The 18,072-nt window shown below is 44.6% G+C and carries 14 protein-coding genes; 8 read left to right on the forward strand and 6 right to left on the reverse strand.

Annotation, left to right across the window (positions count from 1 at the left end):
- The 3 genes from SORDD15_RS05630 to SORDD15_RS05640 all read right to left on the reverse strand — a co-directional run.
- Window positions 1-5,125, reverse strand: a 5,125-nt coding sequence (locus SORDD15_RS05630) for an accessory Sec-dependent serine-rich glycoprotein adhesin (protein ID WP_061415345.1), incomplete at its 3' end; no start/stop codon positions are given.
- Between the two features lie 791 nt (window positions 5,126-5,916).
- The gene (locus SORDD15_RS05635; protein WP_061415346.1) at window positions 5,917-7,461 is read right to left on the reverse strand and encodes a peptide chain release factor 3; all 1,545 of its coding nucleotides are present in this window, start codon (window positions 7,459-7,461) and stop codon (window positions 5,917-5,919) included.
- A gap of 143 nt (window positions 7,462-7,604) precedes the next feature.
- On the reverse strand, window positions 7,605-8,297 hold the full coding sequence (locus SORDD15_RS05640; RefSeq protein ID WP_061415347.1) for a YwaF family protein: 693 nt from the start codon (window positions 8,295-8,297) through the stop codon (window positions 7,605-7,607).
- 165 nt (window positions 8,298-8,462) lie between these two features.
- Between SORDD15_RS05640 and gatC the strand changes: the two genes are divergently transcribed.
- From gatC to nusB, 8 genes are all read left to right on the forward strand, one after another.
- Entirely contained in the window at window positions 8,463-8,765 is a 303-nt protein-coding gene (gene gatC / locus SORDD15_RS05645; RefSeq protein WP_061415349.1) for an Asp-tRNA(Asn)/Glu-tRNA(Gln) amidotransferase subunit GatC, read from the forward strand.
- Window positions 8,765-10,231 (forward strand): Asp-tRNA(Asn)/Glu-tRNA(Gln) amidotransferase subunit GatA, encoded by a 1,467-nt coding sequence (gatA, locus tag SORDD15_RS05650; RefSeq protein WP_061415352.1) that lies wholly within the window; start codon window positions 8,765-8,767, stop codon window positions 10,229-10,231. Before gatC ends, gatA begins: the two co-directional genes overlap by 1 nt.
- Entirely contained in the window at window positions 10,231-11,676 is a 1,446-nt protein-coding gene (gene gatB / locus SORDD15_RS05655) for an Asp-tRNA(Asn)/Glu-tRNA(Gln) amidotransferase subunit GatB (RefSeq protein ID WP_061415354.1), read from the forward strand. The genes gatA and gatB overlap by 1 nt, the downstream gene beginning before the upstream one ends.
- 62 nt (window positions 11,677-11,738) lie before the next feature.
- Window positions 11,739-12,695, forward strand: coding sequence for a zinc-ribbon domain-containing transport protein (locus SORDD15_RS05660; protein WP_061415356.1), 957 nt, complete (start codon window positions 11,739-11,741; stop codon window positions 12,693-12,695).
- An 8-nt stretch (window positions 12,696-12,703) separates the two neighbouring features.
- Complete coding sequence (locus tag SORDD15_RS05665) at window positions 12,704-13,831, forward strand: SPFH domain-containing protein (protein ID WP_061415358.1); 1,128 nt, start codon at window positions 12,704-12,706, stop codon at window positions 13,829-13,831.
- Window positions 13,832-13,912: 81 nt separating this feature from the next.
- Window positions 13,913-14,473, forward strand: coding sequence for an elongation factor P (gene efp / locus SORDD15_RS05670; protein ID WP_000568640.1), 561 nt, complete (start codon window positions 13,913-13,915; stop codon window positions 14,471-14,473).
- A 21-nt stretch (window positions 14,474-14,494) separates the two neighbouring features.
- Window positions 14,495-14,884: an Asp23/Gls24 family envelope stress response protein gene (locus SORDD15_RS05675; RefSeq protein ID WP_061415360.1), complete on the forward strand. Its 390-nt coding sequence runs from the start codon at window positions 14,495-14,497 to the stop codon at window positions 14,882-14,884.
- On the forward strand, window positions 14,877-15,299 hold the full coding sequence (gene nusB / locus SORDD15_RS05680) for a transcription antitermination factor NusB (protein ID WP_061415362.1): 423 nt from the start codon (window positions 14,877-14,879) through the stop codon (window positions 15,297-15,299). The genes SORDD15_RS05675 and nusB overlap by 8 nt, the downstream gene beginning before the upstream one ends.
- 48 nt (window positions 15,300-15,347) lie before the next feature.
- Here the strand turns inward: nusB and SORDD15_RS05685 are convergent, their stop codons facing one another.
- From SORDD15_RS05685 to accD, 3 genes are all read right to left on the reverse strand, one after another.
- Window positions 15,348-16,073 (reverse strand): CPBP family intramembrane glutamic endopeptidase, encoded by a 726-nt coding sequence (locus tag SORDD15_RS05685; protein ID WP_061415364.1) that lies wholly within the window; start codon window positions 16,071-16,073, stop codon window positions 15,348-15,350.
- Between the two features lie 359 nt (window positions 16,074-16,432).
- Window positions 16,433-17,200, reverse strand: a complete 768-nt coding sequence (locus tag SORDD15_RS05695; protein ID WP_001017371.1) for an acetyl-CoA carboxylase carboxyl transferase subunit alpha — start codon at window positions 17,198-17,200, stop codon at window positions 16,433-16,435.
- Window positions 17,197-18,063, reverse strand: a complete 867-nt coding sequence (gene accD / locus SORDD15_RS05700) for an acetyl-CoA carboxylase, carboxyltransferase subunit beta (RefSeq protein ID WP_061415366.1) — start codon at window positions 18,061-18,063, stop codon at window positions 17,197-17,199. Before accD ends, SORDD15_RS05695 begins: the two co-directional genes overlap by 4 nt.
- Between the last annotated feature and the right edge of the window lie 9 nt (window positions 18,064-18,072).

Genomic DNA, 18,072 nt, shown 5'->3' on the forward strand with positions numbered 1-18,072 from the left:
GGCTCGAACTTGCTGACGCAGATTGACTCGAACTCACTGAAGCAGACTGACTTGCACTCAATGATGCGGATTGGCTTGAGCTTACTGATGCCGATTGACTCGAACTCAATGATGCGGATTGGCTAGCACTCACTGAAGTTGACTGGCTTGAGCTCACAGATGCGGACTGACTAGCACTTACCGAAGCTGACTGGCTGGCGCTTACTGAGGCGGATTGGCTCGAACTCGTTGACGCGGACTGACTCGAGCTCACTGAAGCGGACTGACTAGCGCTCACTGAGGCGGATTGGCTGGCACTCGCTGATGCGGATTGGCTTGAGCTTGCTGAGGCAGACTGACTCGAACTTACTGAAGCGGATTGGCTGGAGCTTACAGACGCGGACTGACTTGCGCTCGCTGATGCAGATTGACTCGAGCTTACTGAAGCAGATTCGCTTGAGCTTACGGAGGCGGACTGGCTCGCACTCGCTGAAGCGGATTGGCTCGAGCTTACAGACGCGGACTCACTCGCACTTGCAGATGCTGACTGACTAGCGCTCGCTGAAGCAGATTGACTCGAGCTTACTGAGGCGGACTGGCTCGCACTCGCTGAAACGGATTGGCTCGAGCTTACTGATGCTGATTGGCTCGAACTCGTTGACGCGGACTGACTCGAGCTCACTGAAGCGGATTGGCTCGAACTCGTTGACGCGGACTGACTCGAGCTCACTGAAGCGGATTGGCTCGAACTCGTTGACGCGGACTGACTCGAGCTCACTGAAGCGGATTGGCTGGAGCTTACAGACGCGGACTGACTAGCACTTACCGATGCTGACTGGCTAGCGCTCACTGAGGCGGATTGGCTGGCACTCGCTGATGCGGACTGGCTCGAACTTGCTGAGGCAGACTGACTCGAACTTACTGAAGCGGATTGGCTGGAGCTTACAGATGCGGACTGACTAGCACTTACCGATGCTGACTGGCTGGCGCTTACTGAGGCTGATTGGCTCGCACTCGTTGACGCGGATTGACTAGCGCTCGCTGATGCAGATTGACTCGAGCTTACTGAAGCAGATTCGCTTGAGCTTACTGAGGCGGACTGGCTCGCACTCGCTGAAGCGGATTGGCTCGAGCTTACTGAAGCAGATTCGCTTGAGCTTACGGAGGCGGACTGGCTCGCACTCGCTGAAGCGGATTGGCTCGAGCTTACTGAGGCTGATTGACTCGAACTTGACGAAGCAGACTGACTTGAGCTTACTGAGGCAGACTGGCTGGCGCTCACTGAAGCTGACTGACTAGCACTCAATGAGGCTGATTCACTTGCGCTCACTGAAGCGGATTCGCTTGAGCTTACGGAGGCGGACTGGCTCGAACTTGCTGAGGCAGATTGACTCGCACTTGCTGAAGCGGATTGGCTCGAACTTACTGAAACAGATTCACTAGCACTTACCGATGCTGACTCACTTACACTCAATGATGCAGATTGACTCGAGCTCGCTGAAGCTGATCGACTGGCACTCACTGAAGCCGATTGACTCGAACTTGCCGAAGCTGATTGACTAGCGCTGACTGAAGCTGACTGGCTGGAGCTTGCAGATGCAGACTGACTGGCACTCACTGAAGCTGATTGGCTTGAGCTTGCAGATGCGGACTGGCTGGAGCTCACTGAAACGGACTGACTCGAACTTACTGAGGCAGATTGACTCGCGCTTACTGAGGCAGACTGACTAGCGCTGACTGAAGCTGACTGGCTGGAGCTTGCAGATGCAGACTGACTGGCACTCACTGAAGCCGATTGACTCGAACTTGCCGAAGCTGATTGACTAGCGCTGACTGAAGCTGACTGGCTGGAGCTTGCAGATGCAGACTGACTGGCACTCACTGAAGCTGATTGGCTTGAGCTTGCAGATGCGGACTGGCTGGAGCTCACTGAAACGGACTGACTCGAACTTACTGAGGCAGATTGACTCGCGCTTACTGAGGCAGACTGACTAGCGCTGACTGAAGCTGATTGACTGGCACTTGCCGATGCTGACTGACTTGCGCTTACTGAAGCGGATTGGCTCGAACTTGCAGATGCAGATTGACTCGAACTTACTGAAGCCGATTCGCTTGCGCTGACTGAAGCTGACTGACTAGCGCTGACTGAAGCTGACTGACTCGAACTTGCAGATGCAGACTGACTGGCACTCACTGAAGCCGATTGACTCGAACTTGCCGAAGCTGATTGACTAGCGCTGACTGAAGCTGACTGGCTTGAGCTTGCAGATGCAGACTGACTGGCACTCACTGAAGCTGATTGGCTCGAACTTACTGAGGCAGACTGACTCGAGCTCACTGAAGCTGATTGACTGGCGCTCACTGAAGCAGATTCGCTGGAGCTTACTGAGGCCGATTGACTCGAACTTACTGAGGCAGATTGACTAGCACTCAATGATGCAGATTGACTCGAACTCAATGATGCTGACTCACTTGCGCTGGATGAAGCCGATTGGCTCGCACTCGTTGACGCTGACTGACTAGCACTTACCGAAGCGGACTGGCTAGCACTTACTGAAGCCGATTGGCTGGCGCTGGATGAAGCGGATTGACTTGCACTTGCTGATGCTGACTGACTCGAGCTGGCTGAGGCGGATTGACTCGAACTTACCGATGCTGACTGACTAGCACTTACTGAAGCTGATTCACTTGTGCTTACAGATGCTGACTGACTCGAGCTGGCTGAGGCGGATTGACTCGAACTTACCGATGCTGACTGACTCGAACTTGCAGATGCAGACTGACTAGCACTTACCGAAGCCGATTGACTCGAACTTGCCGAAGCGGATTGACTAGCGCTGGATGAAGCGGATTGACTTGAGCTCACCGATACAGATTGGCTCGAACTTGCCGACGCTGACTGACTAGCACTTGCAGATGCAGATGCTGATTGACTCGAACTCGCTGAAGCAGACTGGCTATTACTTACTGAAATTGACGCTTGATTTGGCGTGATTTGTCCATTAAACGCATCTGAAACCAAACTATCCACTGTCGTACTTGCAGTCACCGGTCCACTAGGAAGTCGTCCTCCATTACGATCATATACTTTCTTCAACTCAGTTGCAGTAAAGGTTACACTAGTCGAGTTCCCCGTTGCTTGTTTGGTGAACGTTTCCCCAGCAATTGTAAGAGTAACAGTCCCACCTGGAGTCACTCCATCTACCGTGATCGCTTGATTTGTGAGACCACCTTTTTCGTTGAGGAACCGTTCCTCAATTCTAGGTGTCTGAGGGCGAACCTCAATCGGAATCTCTACTTCATCCGTACTTCCATCTGGATAAGTTACCACCGCTGTCAAAATATGCCGACCAGCAGACAAATTCGTGTTGGTTTCAGATTTCCAAGTATAGGTTGTCTGAGTACCTGGAGTTATTCCTGTAGTCGGGAGTTCTGGGGTACCTGCTGCATTCGTAATATACTGACCAGCTTCACCAACAGAAATGGTTGTTTTCCCAGAATTCAAAGTTAAGGTTTGAGATGAATTACCTTTAGCGACTGCTGTATATTTTTCAGTTTGCGAAACAGCTACAAATTGAATAGCTGCAGGATTTTCTGTTACAGATCTTTTATTTGTGTCTATATTGTTCCCATTATAATTATCCGCTTGGTCATATGTGTAGATATAACGCGTCCAGTAGCCACCCGGTTTAATAGTCTTACTTATGGACCCTCTGGCAGTCACCTTAAATGGATTATTAGGAGTCGCATTACCGTTTTGAGCAAATTTGTCAGTTGGGACCGTTGTTATAATTGAGTGAATATTATCTTTAGGGTTACTGCTAAATATAGTATCAACAGTCTTCCCTTGACGATCTGTCGCAACAGTATTATACTGCTCAACCCTCGCATGCTCAATTCGTCCACTATTATCAGTGAACTCAAAAGTCGCTTCGAAACGTTCTTCACGATAAACTCTAATCAGTTGACCATCAACTGTAGCGCCTTCATTCGTAACAATTCGTGTTCGTTCTGGCTTCTCAGTATCCCTAGCAGCTCTGAAGCTAGCGGTATTTGAAGCTTTGGTCAAAGCTTGTCCATTTCTGCTGTCACGAAGTCCAGAGTTGGCACGTAACACAGCATTTGCAATACTATTTCGAGCTTCTGTAGCTTTTTGTAGAATAGGGGCAAGGTCAGAAGCCTCCCCTTTCAAGGCCTCTGCTATCTCATTCTTCGCCAGACTAGCCTTCGTGATTGCCTCATCCGAGTTTGGAAGTCCCTCCGCTTGAGCTAGAAATTGTCCAATCTCAGCAGACAAGGCCTCTAATTTCTTCCGTTTTTCTTCACTTTTCTTTTCTGTCAAGGCTACAGAAGTCATTGTCAGACTCGATTTAGCAGTCACACCTTCATTCTTTACACGACCAGACTGACTTTGAGGCAAGGATTCTGTAGAAAAATCAACTGCTTTTAATTCTTTTGAAGGTTGTGATTCTTTCACCGTCTCCCGAGCTGACTCACTTGCTTGGTACTGACTTTGAACACCAACTGAAGCTCTCTCTGACAGACCACTATTCGCTTGATTTTGTGTCCCAAGGGATTCACTTGAACTAGCAGTTACACTTTGACTGTTTGCCAAAGATTGACTAGTAAAAGCAGATTGGCTCATCGACTGGCTTACGCTAGAAGAGCTTGAGGCACTGATAGACTGACTCGTAGAGGCAGATTGACTGGCGCTCTGCGAATTGAATTCTGACAAGGACTGGCTTTGACTGGTAGACAAAGACAAGCTAGCGGTATCTTGATGATCCTGTGTCGTCCCCAACACTACTGAATCTCTCGTCGCCAAGGTATCTTTTGATTCGACAGTCTTTTCAACAGCGACTGCATCATTGGCATAAACACGCGTTTGCGTCGCAGCAAAACCACCTAAGATCGTCCCCGTAGCTGCTATCCCTTTCAAAACATCCAAGCCGGTCAACTTCTGACCTTCTTGCTTTTCAACCATTTCTGTCTTTACTTGGCTCGTATCCGCACTTCCACGCATCACCTTAAATAAGCCAAAAAGGGAAGTTGAGGCCCGTAGCCAATGCTTCCCTGATTTGATTAATTTGAACCGAGTTACACGGTCTGTTTCTCTATATTCACCCTTCTGGCGTCTAAAAAACATGTTCATCCCCTCAACTTGAAAAAGATCTATTCACCTATAAAATACTATCTTCTCATTATATACTAAATATACCGACAATTCAATATCTATAATACACTCTAAAGAAAGAAAATGATTTCAAAATGACTTTATTTCAAATTTATTCTGTTTTTTCAATATAATCTTCATTTTATTGCTCTGTTAATATATTTTGTTTATTTTTAACCATTTCTAAATGCTTTAAAAATTGAGCAAATAATTCCAATCACTCAGGGAATTGATTTTTATTCAAAATATAGAAAAAGTCCATGAATCAATAGCATCCACAGACTTTTAGAAGTAGAGTATTTATAGGCAGTTTCACAAATGAATTAATGTGGCCGGTAGCCGAGGTAACTTTCTATCTTTTCCAACAAAAAAATCCACGAATCGATATTCGTGGATTTTTCCTAGTGAAGCGTTTAGGTAAGCCGATTTTACACTACGACACGGAGTTTGGCAAATCGATTCTATTTGCCAAATGTAGTTAGTTAGGCAATTAGGTCATACACTATCTAATCGTTACGACGTAAAGTTTTACGAATCGATAATATTCGTAAAACTTTACTAGTGGAGCGCCTAGCCAAGTTCCATAGAAACTTGGCGTTAGTTACTTAGATTGTTACACAATCAAGTAATTTTACTGAACTACGACACGGAGTTTAGCAAATCGATCATATTTGCTAAACGTAGTTAGTGAGGCAGTTAGGCAAGTCTAATAGGACTTGCCGTAGCCTACTTAGATTGCTTTGCAATCAAGTAGGCTTACTGAATCACATCTTTTCCTCCAACTCAACATCTGGATACTTGTCCGCAAACCAGCGAAGGGCAAAGTCGTTCTCAAAGAGGAAGACTGGTTGGTCGAAACGGTCCTTGGCCAAGATATTGCGGCTTGAGGACATCCGTTCATCCAAGTCCTCAGGCTTGATCCAACGAACGGTCTTTTTACCCATTGGGCTCATGACCACTTCTGCATTGTATTCGCCCTCCATGCGGTGTTTAAAGACTTCAAACTGGAGTTGACCAACAGCTCCTAGCATGTATTCGCCTGTTTGGTAATTCTTATAAAGCTGAATGGCTCCTTCTTGCACCAATTGCTCAATCCCCTTGTGGAAGGATTTTTGTTTCATGACGTTCTTAGCAGAAACTTTCATGAAAATCTCAGGGGTAAAGGTTGGCAGTGGTTCAAACTCAAATTTGTTTTTTCCAACCGTCAAGGTGTCTCCAACTTGATAAGTACCAGTATCGTAAACCCCGATGATATCACCTGCTACGGCATTAGTGACATTTTCACGACTTTCCGCCATAAACTGAGTGACATTAGATAGTTTGGCAGTCTTACCAGTACGAGGCAGATTGACACTCATTCCTCGCTCAAATTCACCTGATACGATACGGACAAAGGCGATACGGTCACGGTGACGAGGGTCCATGTTGGCTTGGATTTTAAAGACGAATCCTGAGAAATCCTTGTCATAAGGACCCACAATTTCGCCATCTGTTTTATTGTGTCCATGTGGTTCTGGAGCAAACTTAAGGAAGGTCTCAAGGAAGGTCTGCACTCCAAAGTTAGTGAGGGCTGAACCGAAGAAGACCGGAGTTAATTCACCCGCTAAAATAGCTTCTTCTGAAAATTCATTTCCTGCTTCTTGCAACAGTTCGATATCGTCCTTAACCTGAGCGTAGAAAGGATTACTTCCAAAGAGCTTGTCCCCTTCTTCCAGACTAGCAAAACGCTCATCCCCTTTGTAAAGCTCCAAGCGTTGGTTATAGAGGTCATACAAGCCTTCGAAGGCTTTCCCCATCCCGATTGGCCAGTTCATGGGATAGGAGGCAATGCCTAGCACTTCTTCTAACTCTTCTAAGAGTTCAAGGGGTTCACGACCGTCACGGTCCAGCTTGTTCATAAAGGTAAAGACTGGAATGCCACGGTGCTTCACAACCTCAAACAATTTCTTGGTTTGGGCCTCGATACCCTTGGCAGAGTCCACGACCATGACCGCAGCATCCACCGCCATCAAGGTACGATAGGTATCTTCTGAGAAGTCCTCGTGCCCTGGTGTGTCGAGGATGTTGACTCGTTTACCATCGTAATCAAACTGCATAACAGATGAAGTAACCGAAATCCCACGTTGTTTCTCGATATCCATCCAGTCAGACTTGGCAAAAGTCCCTGTTTTCTTCCCTTTTACCGTACCAGCCTCACGGATCTCACCCCCAAAGTAGAGCAATTGCTCGGTGATGGTTGTTTTCCCGGCATCCGGGTGGGAGATGATTGCAAAGGTGCGGCGTTTCTTAATTTCTTCTTGAATAGTCATAAGTTCTCTTTCTTTGATTTTCTATTTTTAGTTGTTTCAGTAGCTAAGAATGATGTTTACATTGGATTTTACCATTCCTTTCGACTCTCCATTATATCGGATTTTGGGGAGTTTTTCAATTGCTCATCTGATGAAAAGGCAAGCTAGAGCACAGATTGCGCCTGATTTCTCTTTTTCCACCGTTTCTTGAACAAGATATCAAAAAGAACCAGAGCCAGTGAAAGGATGATGGACACAAGAAGGTACTTCAGCCATAGAGGAGCATTCGAGATAAAGGGTGTATCTCTTAAGAGACCATAATTTCCACCCGTCACCTGATTAACCCCAACTAGAAAGAGATTGAGGATAAAAGTATAGGCCACAATCATATACTTCTTAAGCAAGCTCTTATCATAGTGATTCATCAAGTAAACCAAGGAATTCACAAGAAGGGCATAATGCCCAATCAAAAATGAAAAACTGGTGATATGGGGGAAATCATAGGGGTCAAAAACGGGGTAAACCAAGGCAAAGACAGCTCCGCTTGCTCCTAAGAGGGCAAAATACTGCTTGCTCCGCCATTTATCTGGCAAGAAAACCACCGCAAACATAGCCAAACGGCAATGGTAAAATGGAAGGCTATTAGAAAATGGAATCCCAAAGCCAACATACCAACTATATAGGGCTAGTAACTGGAGAATCTGAATCCCCTTAAACAAGCAGACAAATTTCGGATTTTTGTGATAAACAAGTGCTCCATAAATACAAAGCACTAAGAGAAGCATCATGATCCCATACCAAAAGAGCGGAATGGGAGGAGGAACCGTTTGAGATCTGGTGATAAATTGATGGAGCATATTTCTATCCTAACTCTTATTTTCTCTATTCTCTAGTTTAACCATTATAGCGAATTAAAAGCGATTTTTCAATTTCTATTTCTTTTCAGTTTGGCTCCCTTATTTATAGGAAAATATGGTAAAATAGAACAGACTAAAAATCATCATTTCACGAAAGGATGCAAGATGAAAATTACGCAAGAAGAGGTAACACACGTTGCCAATCTTTCAAAATTAAGATTCTCTGAAGAAGAAACTGCTGCCTTTGCGACAACCTTGTCTAAGATTGTTGATATGGTTGAATTGCTGGGCGAAGTTGACACAACTGGTGTTGCACCTACTACAACCATGGCTGACCGCAAGACCGTACTCCGCCCTGATGTGGCCGAAGAGGGAACAGACCGCGATCTCTTGTTTAAAAACGTACCTGAAAAAGACAACTACTATATCAAGGTACCAGCTATCCTAGATGATGGAGGAGATGCCTAATGACTTTTAATAACAAAACGATTGAAGACTTGCACAACCTCCTTGTTTCTAAGGAAATTTCTGCAACTGAATTGACACAAGCAACGCTTGAAGATATCAAGTCTCGCGAGACAGCTATCAACGCTTTTGTCACTATCGCTGAAGAGCAAGCCCTTGCTCAAGCTAAGGCTATTGATGAAGCTGGAATTGACGCGGATAATGTCCTTTCTGGAATCCCACTGGCTGTTAAGGATAATATCTCTACCGACGGTATCCTCACAACTGCTGCCTCAAAAATGCTCTACAACTACGAGCCAATCTTTGATGCGACAGCCGTTGCCAATGCCAAAGCTAAGGGTATGATTGTTGTCGGAAAAACCAACATGGACGAGTTTGCTATGGGTGGATCAGGTGAGACTTCTTACTACGGCGCAACTAAAAATGCTTGGGACCATAGCAAGGTTCCTGGTGGTTCATCAAGCGGTTCTGCGGCTTCGGTAGCTTCAGGACAAGTCCGTTTGTCTCTTGGTTCTGATACTGGTGGTTCTATCCGCCAGCCTGCTGCCTTCAACGGAATCGTTGGTCTCAAACCAACCTACGGAACAGTTTCTCGTTTCGGTCTCATTGCCTTTGGTAGCTCCCTAGACCAGATTGGACCTTTTGCTCCAACTGTTAAGGAAAATGCCCTCTTGCTCAACGCGATTGCGAGCGAAGATGCCAAAGACTCCACTTCTGCCCCTGTTCGCATTGCTGACTTTACTTCAAAAATCGGGCATGATATCAAGGGCATGAAAATTGCTTTGCCTAAGGAATACCTTGGTGAAGGGATTGACCCAGAAGTTAAGGAAACAATTCTTAACGCAGCCAAACACTTTGAAAAACTTGGTGCTATCGTTGAAGAAGTCAGCCTTCCTCACTCAAAATACGGTGTTGCCGTTTACTACATTATCGCTTCATCAGAAGCATCCTCAAACTTGCAACGTTTTGATGGTATTCGTTACGGCTACCGTGCAGAAGATGCGACGAATCTTGATGAAATCTATGTAAACAGCCGGAGCCAAGGTTTCGGTGAAGAGGTCAAACGCCGTATCATGCTAGGTACTTTCAGCCTTTCATCAGGTTACTACGATGCCTACTACAAAAAGGCTGGTCAGGTCCGTACCCTCATCATCCAAGATTTCGAAAACGTCTTTGCGGATTATGACTTGATTTTGGGCCCAACTGCTCCAAGCGTTGCCTATGACTTGGATTCCCTCAACCACGACCCAGTTGCCATGTATTTGGCGGATCTCTTGACCATTCCAGTCAACTTAGCAGGTCTACCAGGAATTTCGATTCCTGCTGGATTCTCTCAAGGTCTACCTGTCGGGCTCCAATTGATTGGTCCTAAATACTCTGAGGAAACCATTTACCAAGCTGCTGCTGCCTTTGAAGCGACAACAGACTACCACAAACAACAACCCGTGATTTTTGGAGGTGACAACTAATGAACTTTGAAACAGTCATTGGACTTGAAGTCCACGTAGAGCTCAACACCAATTCAAAAATCTTCTCACCTACTTCTGCCCACTTTGGAAACGACCAAAATGCCAACACCAACGTGATTGACTGGTCCTTCCCAGGAGTACTGCCTGTTCTCAATAAGGGTGTTGTCGATGCCGGTATCAAGGCAGCTCTTGCCCTCAACATGGACATCCACAAGCACATGCACTTTGACCGCAAGAACTACTTCTATCCAGATAATCCCAAAGCCTACCAAATTTCTCAGTTTGATGAGCCAATCGGCTACAACGGCTGGATTGAAGTGGAGTTAGAAGACGGTACGACCAAGAAAATCGGTATCGAACGTGCTCACCTAGAGGAAGACGCTGGTAAAAACACCCACGGTACTGATGGCTACTCTTATGTTGACCTCAATCGTCAAGGGGTACCATTGATTGAGATTGTTTCTGAAGCCGACATGCGTTCCCCAGAAGAAGCCTATGCTTATCTGACTGCCCTCAAGGAAGTTATCCAGTACGCTGGCATTTCTGACGTTAAGATGGAAGAAGGCTCTATGCGTGTGGATGCCAACATTTCTCTTCGCCCTTATGGTCAAGAGAAATTCGGTACCAAGACTGAGTTGAAAAACCTCAACTCCTTCTCTAATGTCCGTAAGGGGCTTGAATACGAAGTCCAACGCCAAGCTGAAATCCTTCGTTCAGGTGGTCAAATCCGCCAAGAAACACGTCGTTACGATGAAGCTAACAAGGCAACCATCCTCATGCGTGTCAAAGAAGGTGCTGCAGACTACCGCTACTTCCCAGAACCAGACCTACCACTCTTTGAAATCTCAGATGAGTGGATTGAGGAAATGCGCACTGAATTACCAGAGTTTCCAAAAGAACGCCGTGCGCGCTACGTATCTGACCTTGGCTTGTCAGACTACGATGCTAGCCAGTTGACTGCAAACAAAGTCACTTCTGACTTCTTTGAAAAAGCTGTTGCCCTCGGTGGCGATGCCAAACAAGTCTCTAACTGGCTCCAAGGCGAAGTCGCTCAATTCTTGAACGCTGAAGGCAAGACACTAGAACAAATCGAATTGACACCAGAAAACTTGGTAGAAATGATTGCCATCATCGAAGACGGCACGATCTCTTCTAAGATTGCCAAGAAAGTCTTTGTCCACCTAGCTAAAAATGGCGGTGGGGCGCGTGAATACGTTGAAAAAGCAGGTATGGTTCAAATCTCAGATCCAGATGTCTTGATCCCAATCATCCACCAAGTCTTTGCGGATAATGAAGCAGCCGTTGCCGACTTCAAGTCAGGTAAACGCAACGCAGACAAAGCCTTCACAGGATTCCTTATGAAGGCAACTAAAGGCCAAGCCAACCCACAAGTTGCCCTTAAACTCCTTGCACAAGAATTGGCGAAGTTGAAAGAAAATGAGTAATTCGCTAGTAGCCACCCAGTAGTCTAGACAGCTACCTTTTCAATCATATAATTAGGAGACACATGAAAAAGTTTTACGCTCTTTTAATGACCTGTTTATTACTTATTTTTCTATCCGTGCCTCAAATCGTTGATGCGGGTGTCGGACATTCCAGAAGTGGAGGGAGCAGCCGCAGTAGCTCCAGAAGCAGCAGCCGCTCAAGTGGAGGTGGAAGTCGTTCTGGTGGCTCATCTTTCCACTACTACCGCTCTGGATATGGATCGTCCTCTAGCAACTCTGCTAGCTCTCCCTATTTAGGATTTATGTTCATATTAGTCGGAGGAATCATACTAGCTGTTATCGTCAAATCCTTGCAGAATAAGTCTGGAGATTCGAGTTCAACCTACACTAGTAATGATTATCAAACGCTCCATCGTCGAGTTGAACACAACACACTGGCCATTAGTCGTGTGAAATATGGGGATCCAAACTTTGACGCGGAAGCCTTCACATCTTGGGTTAAGGAAGTCTACCTTAAATTGCAGGTTGCCTGGACTGAAAAAAATTGGAACTCTGTCCGCGCTTTGGAAAGTACCAGTCTCTACTCTCAACACAGTACCCAACTTGAGGACCATATTCGAGCTAAAACAACCAATGTTTTAGAGAAAGTTTGTATCGAAAATGTTCGCATCAAGGAGTTCATTGAAAATCCTGACGGAAACGATACCTTAGTGGTGATCCTGTCATCTACCTTGCGGGACTATGTCATTGACGATGAGACTCGCCGTGTCCTTGAAGGAGACCCTAAAAAAGATCTCTTCACCGTGTATCAATTAAACTTTATCCGTCAGCACGGTAGCCAAACGCAAGCAGTCAATCCAGACGAAGTTGTGAGCGACCACTGTCCAAACTGTGGCGCCCCATTGAAAATCTCTGCAGTTAGCGAGTGCGACTACTGTGGTGCCAATCTCTCACGCAGTCCAAACCAATGGGTACTGGATACCTATGATGTTGTGGATGAAGACGAGCTTTATAATTAGGAGGAATTATGGGATTTATACGTGCAACCTTATCAGCAGGCTTAAATAGTTTTAATGATAGTAAATTCAAGGAAGCCATTGTCCTTCCAGATAATGTCTCTGGCGACGCCTTAGCCATCAAGGGGCAATTGCTCACAAAAGACCCAGATGGACGTTCTCGTCACAGCAATCAAAATACAGGCCTCTTGTCAGATGGCAGTGTGGTTATCGTTCCTCAAGGCTATACCGCTGTTTTGGTAAATAATGGTACCTTCCTTGGTGAAGTTCTCGAAGCTGGTAGCCACGAATGGCAAGCTGGTGATAACGCCTGGCTCCTTGAAAAAGGTGGTTTAAAAGGCACTTGGGAAAACTTTAAAAACCGTTTCTCTTTTGGTGGACAAGTCATCACCCAACAGGAAATTATCTTTATCCGCATGCAACCTATTGCAGGCAATAAGTTCGGCACACAAAATGCGGTCGAATACTTCAGCGAACGTTACCAACAACTGCTTAACATCCGTTTCTATGGCTTGTTTGATGTAAAAATAGCAGACCCAGTCCTCTTCTACGTGAGTTCTGTTAGCCGTCAAATTACTGACGGACAGCCATTTACTCTCCAAGATGTAGCTCAAGGAACGCTCCGTCAAAATATCGCACCGAAAATCGCGATTGCCATTGCCAAATATACCAACGAAAACAAGGTTGATATCTATAGCCTCAATGCCAATCAAGACACCTTTAACGAACTCGCTAAACAAGAGGTCAACAAGGTTTGGACAGGTCTCTACGGGATTGAAGCAACTAATATCTTGCTTGAAGACCTCAGCTACGACCAAGAAAGTCTTGATATCGTTCGCAAGCTTGATAGTGAGCTCGTGGCAATGAAGTACAACACGATTGAAATCGAAGAACGCCGTGCTCGCAACGAAGCGCTTATTGCTGCAGCTGCCAACGAAGGGAATGGCAATGGGATGAACATGTTTATGGGCATGAATCTTGGCCAAACTCTGGGTGGTCAACTAAGCCAACAAGTCCAAAATCAAGCGCCGACTCAAAACACTGGACAAACTACCAGCAAGAATTTTTACATCGAAGTCGATGGAAAATACGTCCTCGTTACCAAAGACGAAGATGGAAATATCGTACCAGTCAACTAATTAAGCTCCTTTTGACATTTGAGTAATGTTGTCTTTTATGGTACAATAAAGAGTAAATTATTTTATTAAAGAGGTAAAAACATGATTGAAGCAAGTAAATTAAAGGCTGGTATGACCTTTGAAACAGCTGACGGAAAATTGATCCGCGTTTTGGAAGCTAGCCACCACAAACCAGGTAAAGGAAACACAATCATGCGTATGAAATTACGTGATGTCCGTACTGGTTCTACATTTGACACAAGCTACCGTCCAGAGGAAAAATTTGAACAAGCTATCATCGAGACTGTCCCAGCTCAATACTTGTACAAAATGGATGACACAGCCTACTTCATGAACACTGAAACTTACGACCAATACGAAATCCCTGTAGTCAATGTTGAAAACGAATTGCTTTACATCCTTGAAAACTCTGATGTGAAGATCCAATTCTACGGAACTGAAGTGATTGGTGTTACCGTCCCTACTACTGTCGAATTGACAGTTGCAGAAACTCAACCTTCTATCAAAGGTGCTACTGTTACAGGTTCTGGTAAACCAGCAACGATGGAAACTGGACTTGTCGTAAACGTTCCAGACTTTATCGAAGCAGGACAAAAACTCGTTATCAACACTGCAGAAGGAACTTACGTTTCTCGTGCCTAATCTCTAGAAAGAGGTCATTCTATGGGAATTGAAGAACAACTTGGCGAAATCGTTATCGCCCCACGTGTACTTGAAAAAATCATTGCTATTGCTACTGCAAAAGTAGAGGGTGTTCACTCTTTTTCAAACAAATCAGTATCTGATACCCTTTCAAAACTTTCACTCGGTCGTGGCGTTTATCTAAAAAACGTGGACGAAGAACTCACAGCAGATATCTACCTCTACCTAGAGTACGGAGTAAAAGTTCCTAAGGTAGCTGTTGCTATCCAGAAAGCTGTTAAAGATGCAGTCCGCAACATGGCTGATGTAGAACTCACTGCTATCAATATTCACGTTGCAGGTATCGTTCCAGATAAAACACCAAAACCTGACTTGAAAGACTTGTTTGATGAGGACTTCCTCAATGACTAGTCCACTATTAGAATCTAGACGCCAACTCCGTAAATGCGCTTTTCAGGCTCTCATGAGTCTTGAATTCGGTACGGATGTCGAAACTGCTTGTTGTTTCGCCTATACTCATGATCGTGAAGATACGGATGTGCAACTTCCAGCCTTTTTGACAGAGCTCGTTTCTGGTATTCAGGCTAAAAAGGAAGAACTAGACAAGCAAATCACACAGCATTTAAAATCAGGTTGGACTATTGAGCGTCTAACGCTCGTGGAAAGAAACCTCCTTCGCTTGGGAATCTTTGAAATTACTTCATTTGACACTCCACAGCTGGTTGCTGTTAATGAAGCTATCGAACTTGCAAAGGACTTCTCAGATCAAAAATCTGCCCGTTTTATCAACGGACTGCTCAGCCAATTTGTGACAGAAGAACAGTAATTAAAAAAAGTGTTTGACAAATATCAAACACTTTTTTCTTTGCCTCCACTATCTAAAAAAGTGGTAATAGACATAATTATAAACAAAAATCCAGATGGGTTTTGCATAAATGAGAAAGTTGAAAAAACTATGGCACAGGATGGTAATTTTTAAGTTCTTTGTCCAACGGTAGACAAGGGCATAGAAGAGACCGCCTAAACTATAAATAATCAAACTGATAGGATCTCGGTGAGTTAGGATCAAATGACTAAGTCCAAAGATAAGAGCAGATAGGATAACATCCAGATAGTACTTGGACTGGGGGAAGAAGGTATTCATAAAGTACCCTCTATGAATCAGTTCTTCTAATATAGGTCCGACGATTACTGTTAAACTAAAACTGAGAACAGTTGATAGAAAAGTTGGTTGCCCATTGGAGTATAGAATCGAAAGAAGATCTTGAAAGATATACTTGTTATCAATTAGATGATGAAACTGTAACTGAAAAGCATCTACCAATTGACGATCAAAATAAGTAGCCACTAGAGCAACTACAAGGTAAAAGAATCTTGACTTCTTTGAACCCTTTTTTTCAAAAATATAGAGCATCTCTTTCTTTTTGAGCCAGTAGATAAATATTAGCAAAAGAGCTATTACTTCAACTGTTAAAAAGATAGAATAGCCATCTATCCCCCATCCTAAAAACTTAGTTAGATGCATAATCCCTAACTCTGGTAGATAAACCGATAGAAATACCAGTGATGTATAGACTCCAAAATGCCCTAGTTTTTTCATACTTACCCCTTTAATTTATCAATAGGCAATACCATAAGCACGTCTAGTCGCATGATTCAGTATTGTACTCCACTCTGTTGCTAAACTATATGCATATGGCGAATCTCAATGTCTATCATCAACTGCCCGAATCATTCGACCACCTGAAACTTGATCTAAGTCTTCAGATGAAAGAACTGTAAATGTATCTGTACCTGTCATTGCAAGTACCTCCTTAAAATAGATTTTTGTAAACTTACATCTAACAGTATACATCTTTTTTGTCTATTTTACTGTCCATCTCCTCAACTGTCAATTTTTCGTCCTGAATTGCATTTTTCTATAAAAAATGAGACCTTTCTAGTCTCATTTAGTCATTCTTAGTATTTTCTAAAGCGTTGGTAACGTTCTTCGATAAGTTGATCGAGTGGTAGTTCTTTCAACCTATCTAGTTCTGCACGCAATTCATTTTTAACGCAACCTAGCAGTTCTTTACTTGACAGCCCTGCTTCTGAGATTACCTTGTCTACGATTCCCATTTCTAGGAGTTCGTGTGAAGTGATTTTCATCAATTCCGCTGCTTCCATAGCACGACTTCCATCCTTCCAAAGGATAGAGGCAAAGCCTTCAGGGCTAAGTACGGCGTAGATTGAGTTTTCTAACATCCAAACACGATTAGCTACGGCTAGAGCTAGGGCCCCACCAGATCCTCCTTCACCGATAATAATCGCGATGATTGGAACCTTGAGGTCACTCATTTCCATCAGGTTTCGGGCAATTGCTTCACCTTGTCCACGTTCCTCGGCTCCCACACCAGGGTAAGCACCCGCCGTATTGATAAAGGTCACAACTGGACGGCCAAACTTTTCTGCCTGTTTCATCAAGCGCAAGGCCTTACGATAGCCTTCTGGATGAGGTTGCCCAAAATTTCGTTTGAGGTTATCATGAAGACTTTTTCCCTTTTGGATACCAACTACAGTTACTGCTTGGTCACCTAACCAACCAATTCCACCGATGACCGCACCATCATCGCGGAAAGAGCGATCTCCATGCAATTCGATAAATTCATCGAAGATTCCATTGGCAAAATCAAGCGCAGTCAAGCGACTCTGCTCACGTGCCTCTCTGACTATTTTTGCAATATTCATCCGCGACTTCCTCCATGCAATCTCACTAATTTAGCAATTGTTTCAGGCAATTCTCTCCGTTTAACAATTGCATCAACAAATCCATGTTCAAGCAGAAATTCTGCCTTTTGGAAGTCATCCGGCAAGTTCTCACGAACTGTATTTTCAATAACACGACGCCCAGCAAAACCAACCAAACTCTGTGGCTCCGCTAGGATAATATCACCTTCCATAGCAAAAGAAGCGGTCACCCCACCTGTTGTCGGATCGGTTAAAATAGTTAGGTAAAAAAGTCCTGCCTTGGAATGGCGTTGAACTGCCGCAGAAATCTTAGCCATTTGCATCAAACTCATGATTCCTTCTTGCATACGGGCTCCACCAGAAGCTGTGAAGAGAACGACTGGCAAGTTTTCTACCGTTGCATACTCAAACAAGCGCGTGATTTTTTCACCCACAACGGTTCCCATAGAAGCCATGATAAAGTTTGAATCCATGATCCCAAGGGCAACTTCTTGTCCCTTGATGCTAGCTGTACCAGTTAGTACTGCTTCATCCAAACCTGTCTTTTCACGCATACTAGCTAGTTTTTTCTGATAGCCAGGAAAGTTTAATGGATCTTGAGTTTCAATACCCGTATACATCTCCACAAAGCTACCGGAATCAATCGTCAAATCCAAGCGTTCCTGAGCTGAAATACGGAAAGTATAGCTACAATGGGGACAAATTCGTTCGCTCCCAAGATCCTTTTGATAAATGGTGTGTTTACAACCAGGACACTGAGAGAAGAGTTCATCCGGAACCTCAGGCTTGGCTTGTGGTTTCTGCCTTACGGAACGGTTAGGATTGATCCGAATATACTTATCCTTTTTACTAAATAGAGCCATAACTCCCCC

Origin of the sequence: Streptococcus oralis (assembly GCF_001578935.1) — a bacterium.
Taxonomy (GTDB): domain Bacteria; phylum Bacillota; class Bacilli; order Lactobacillales; family Streptococcaceae; genus Streptococcus; species Streptococcus oralis_R.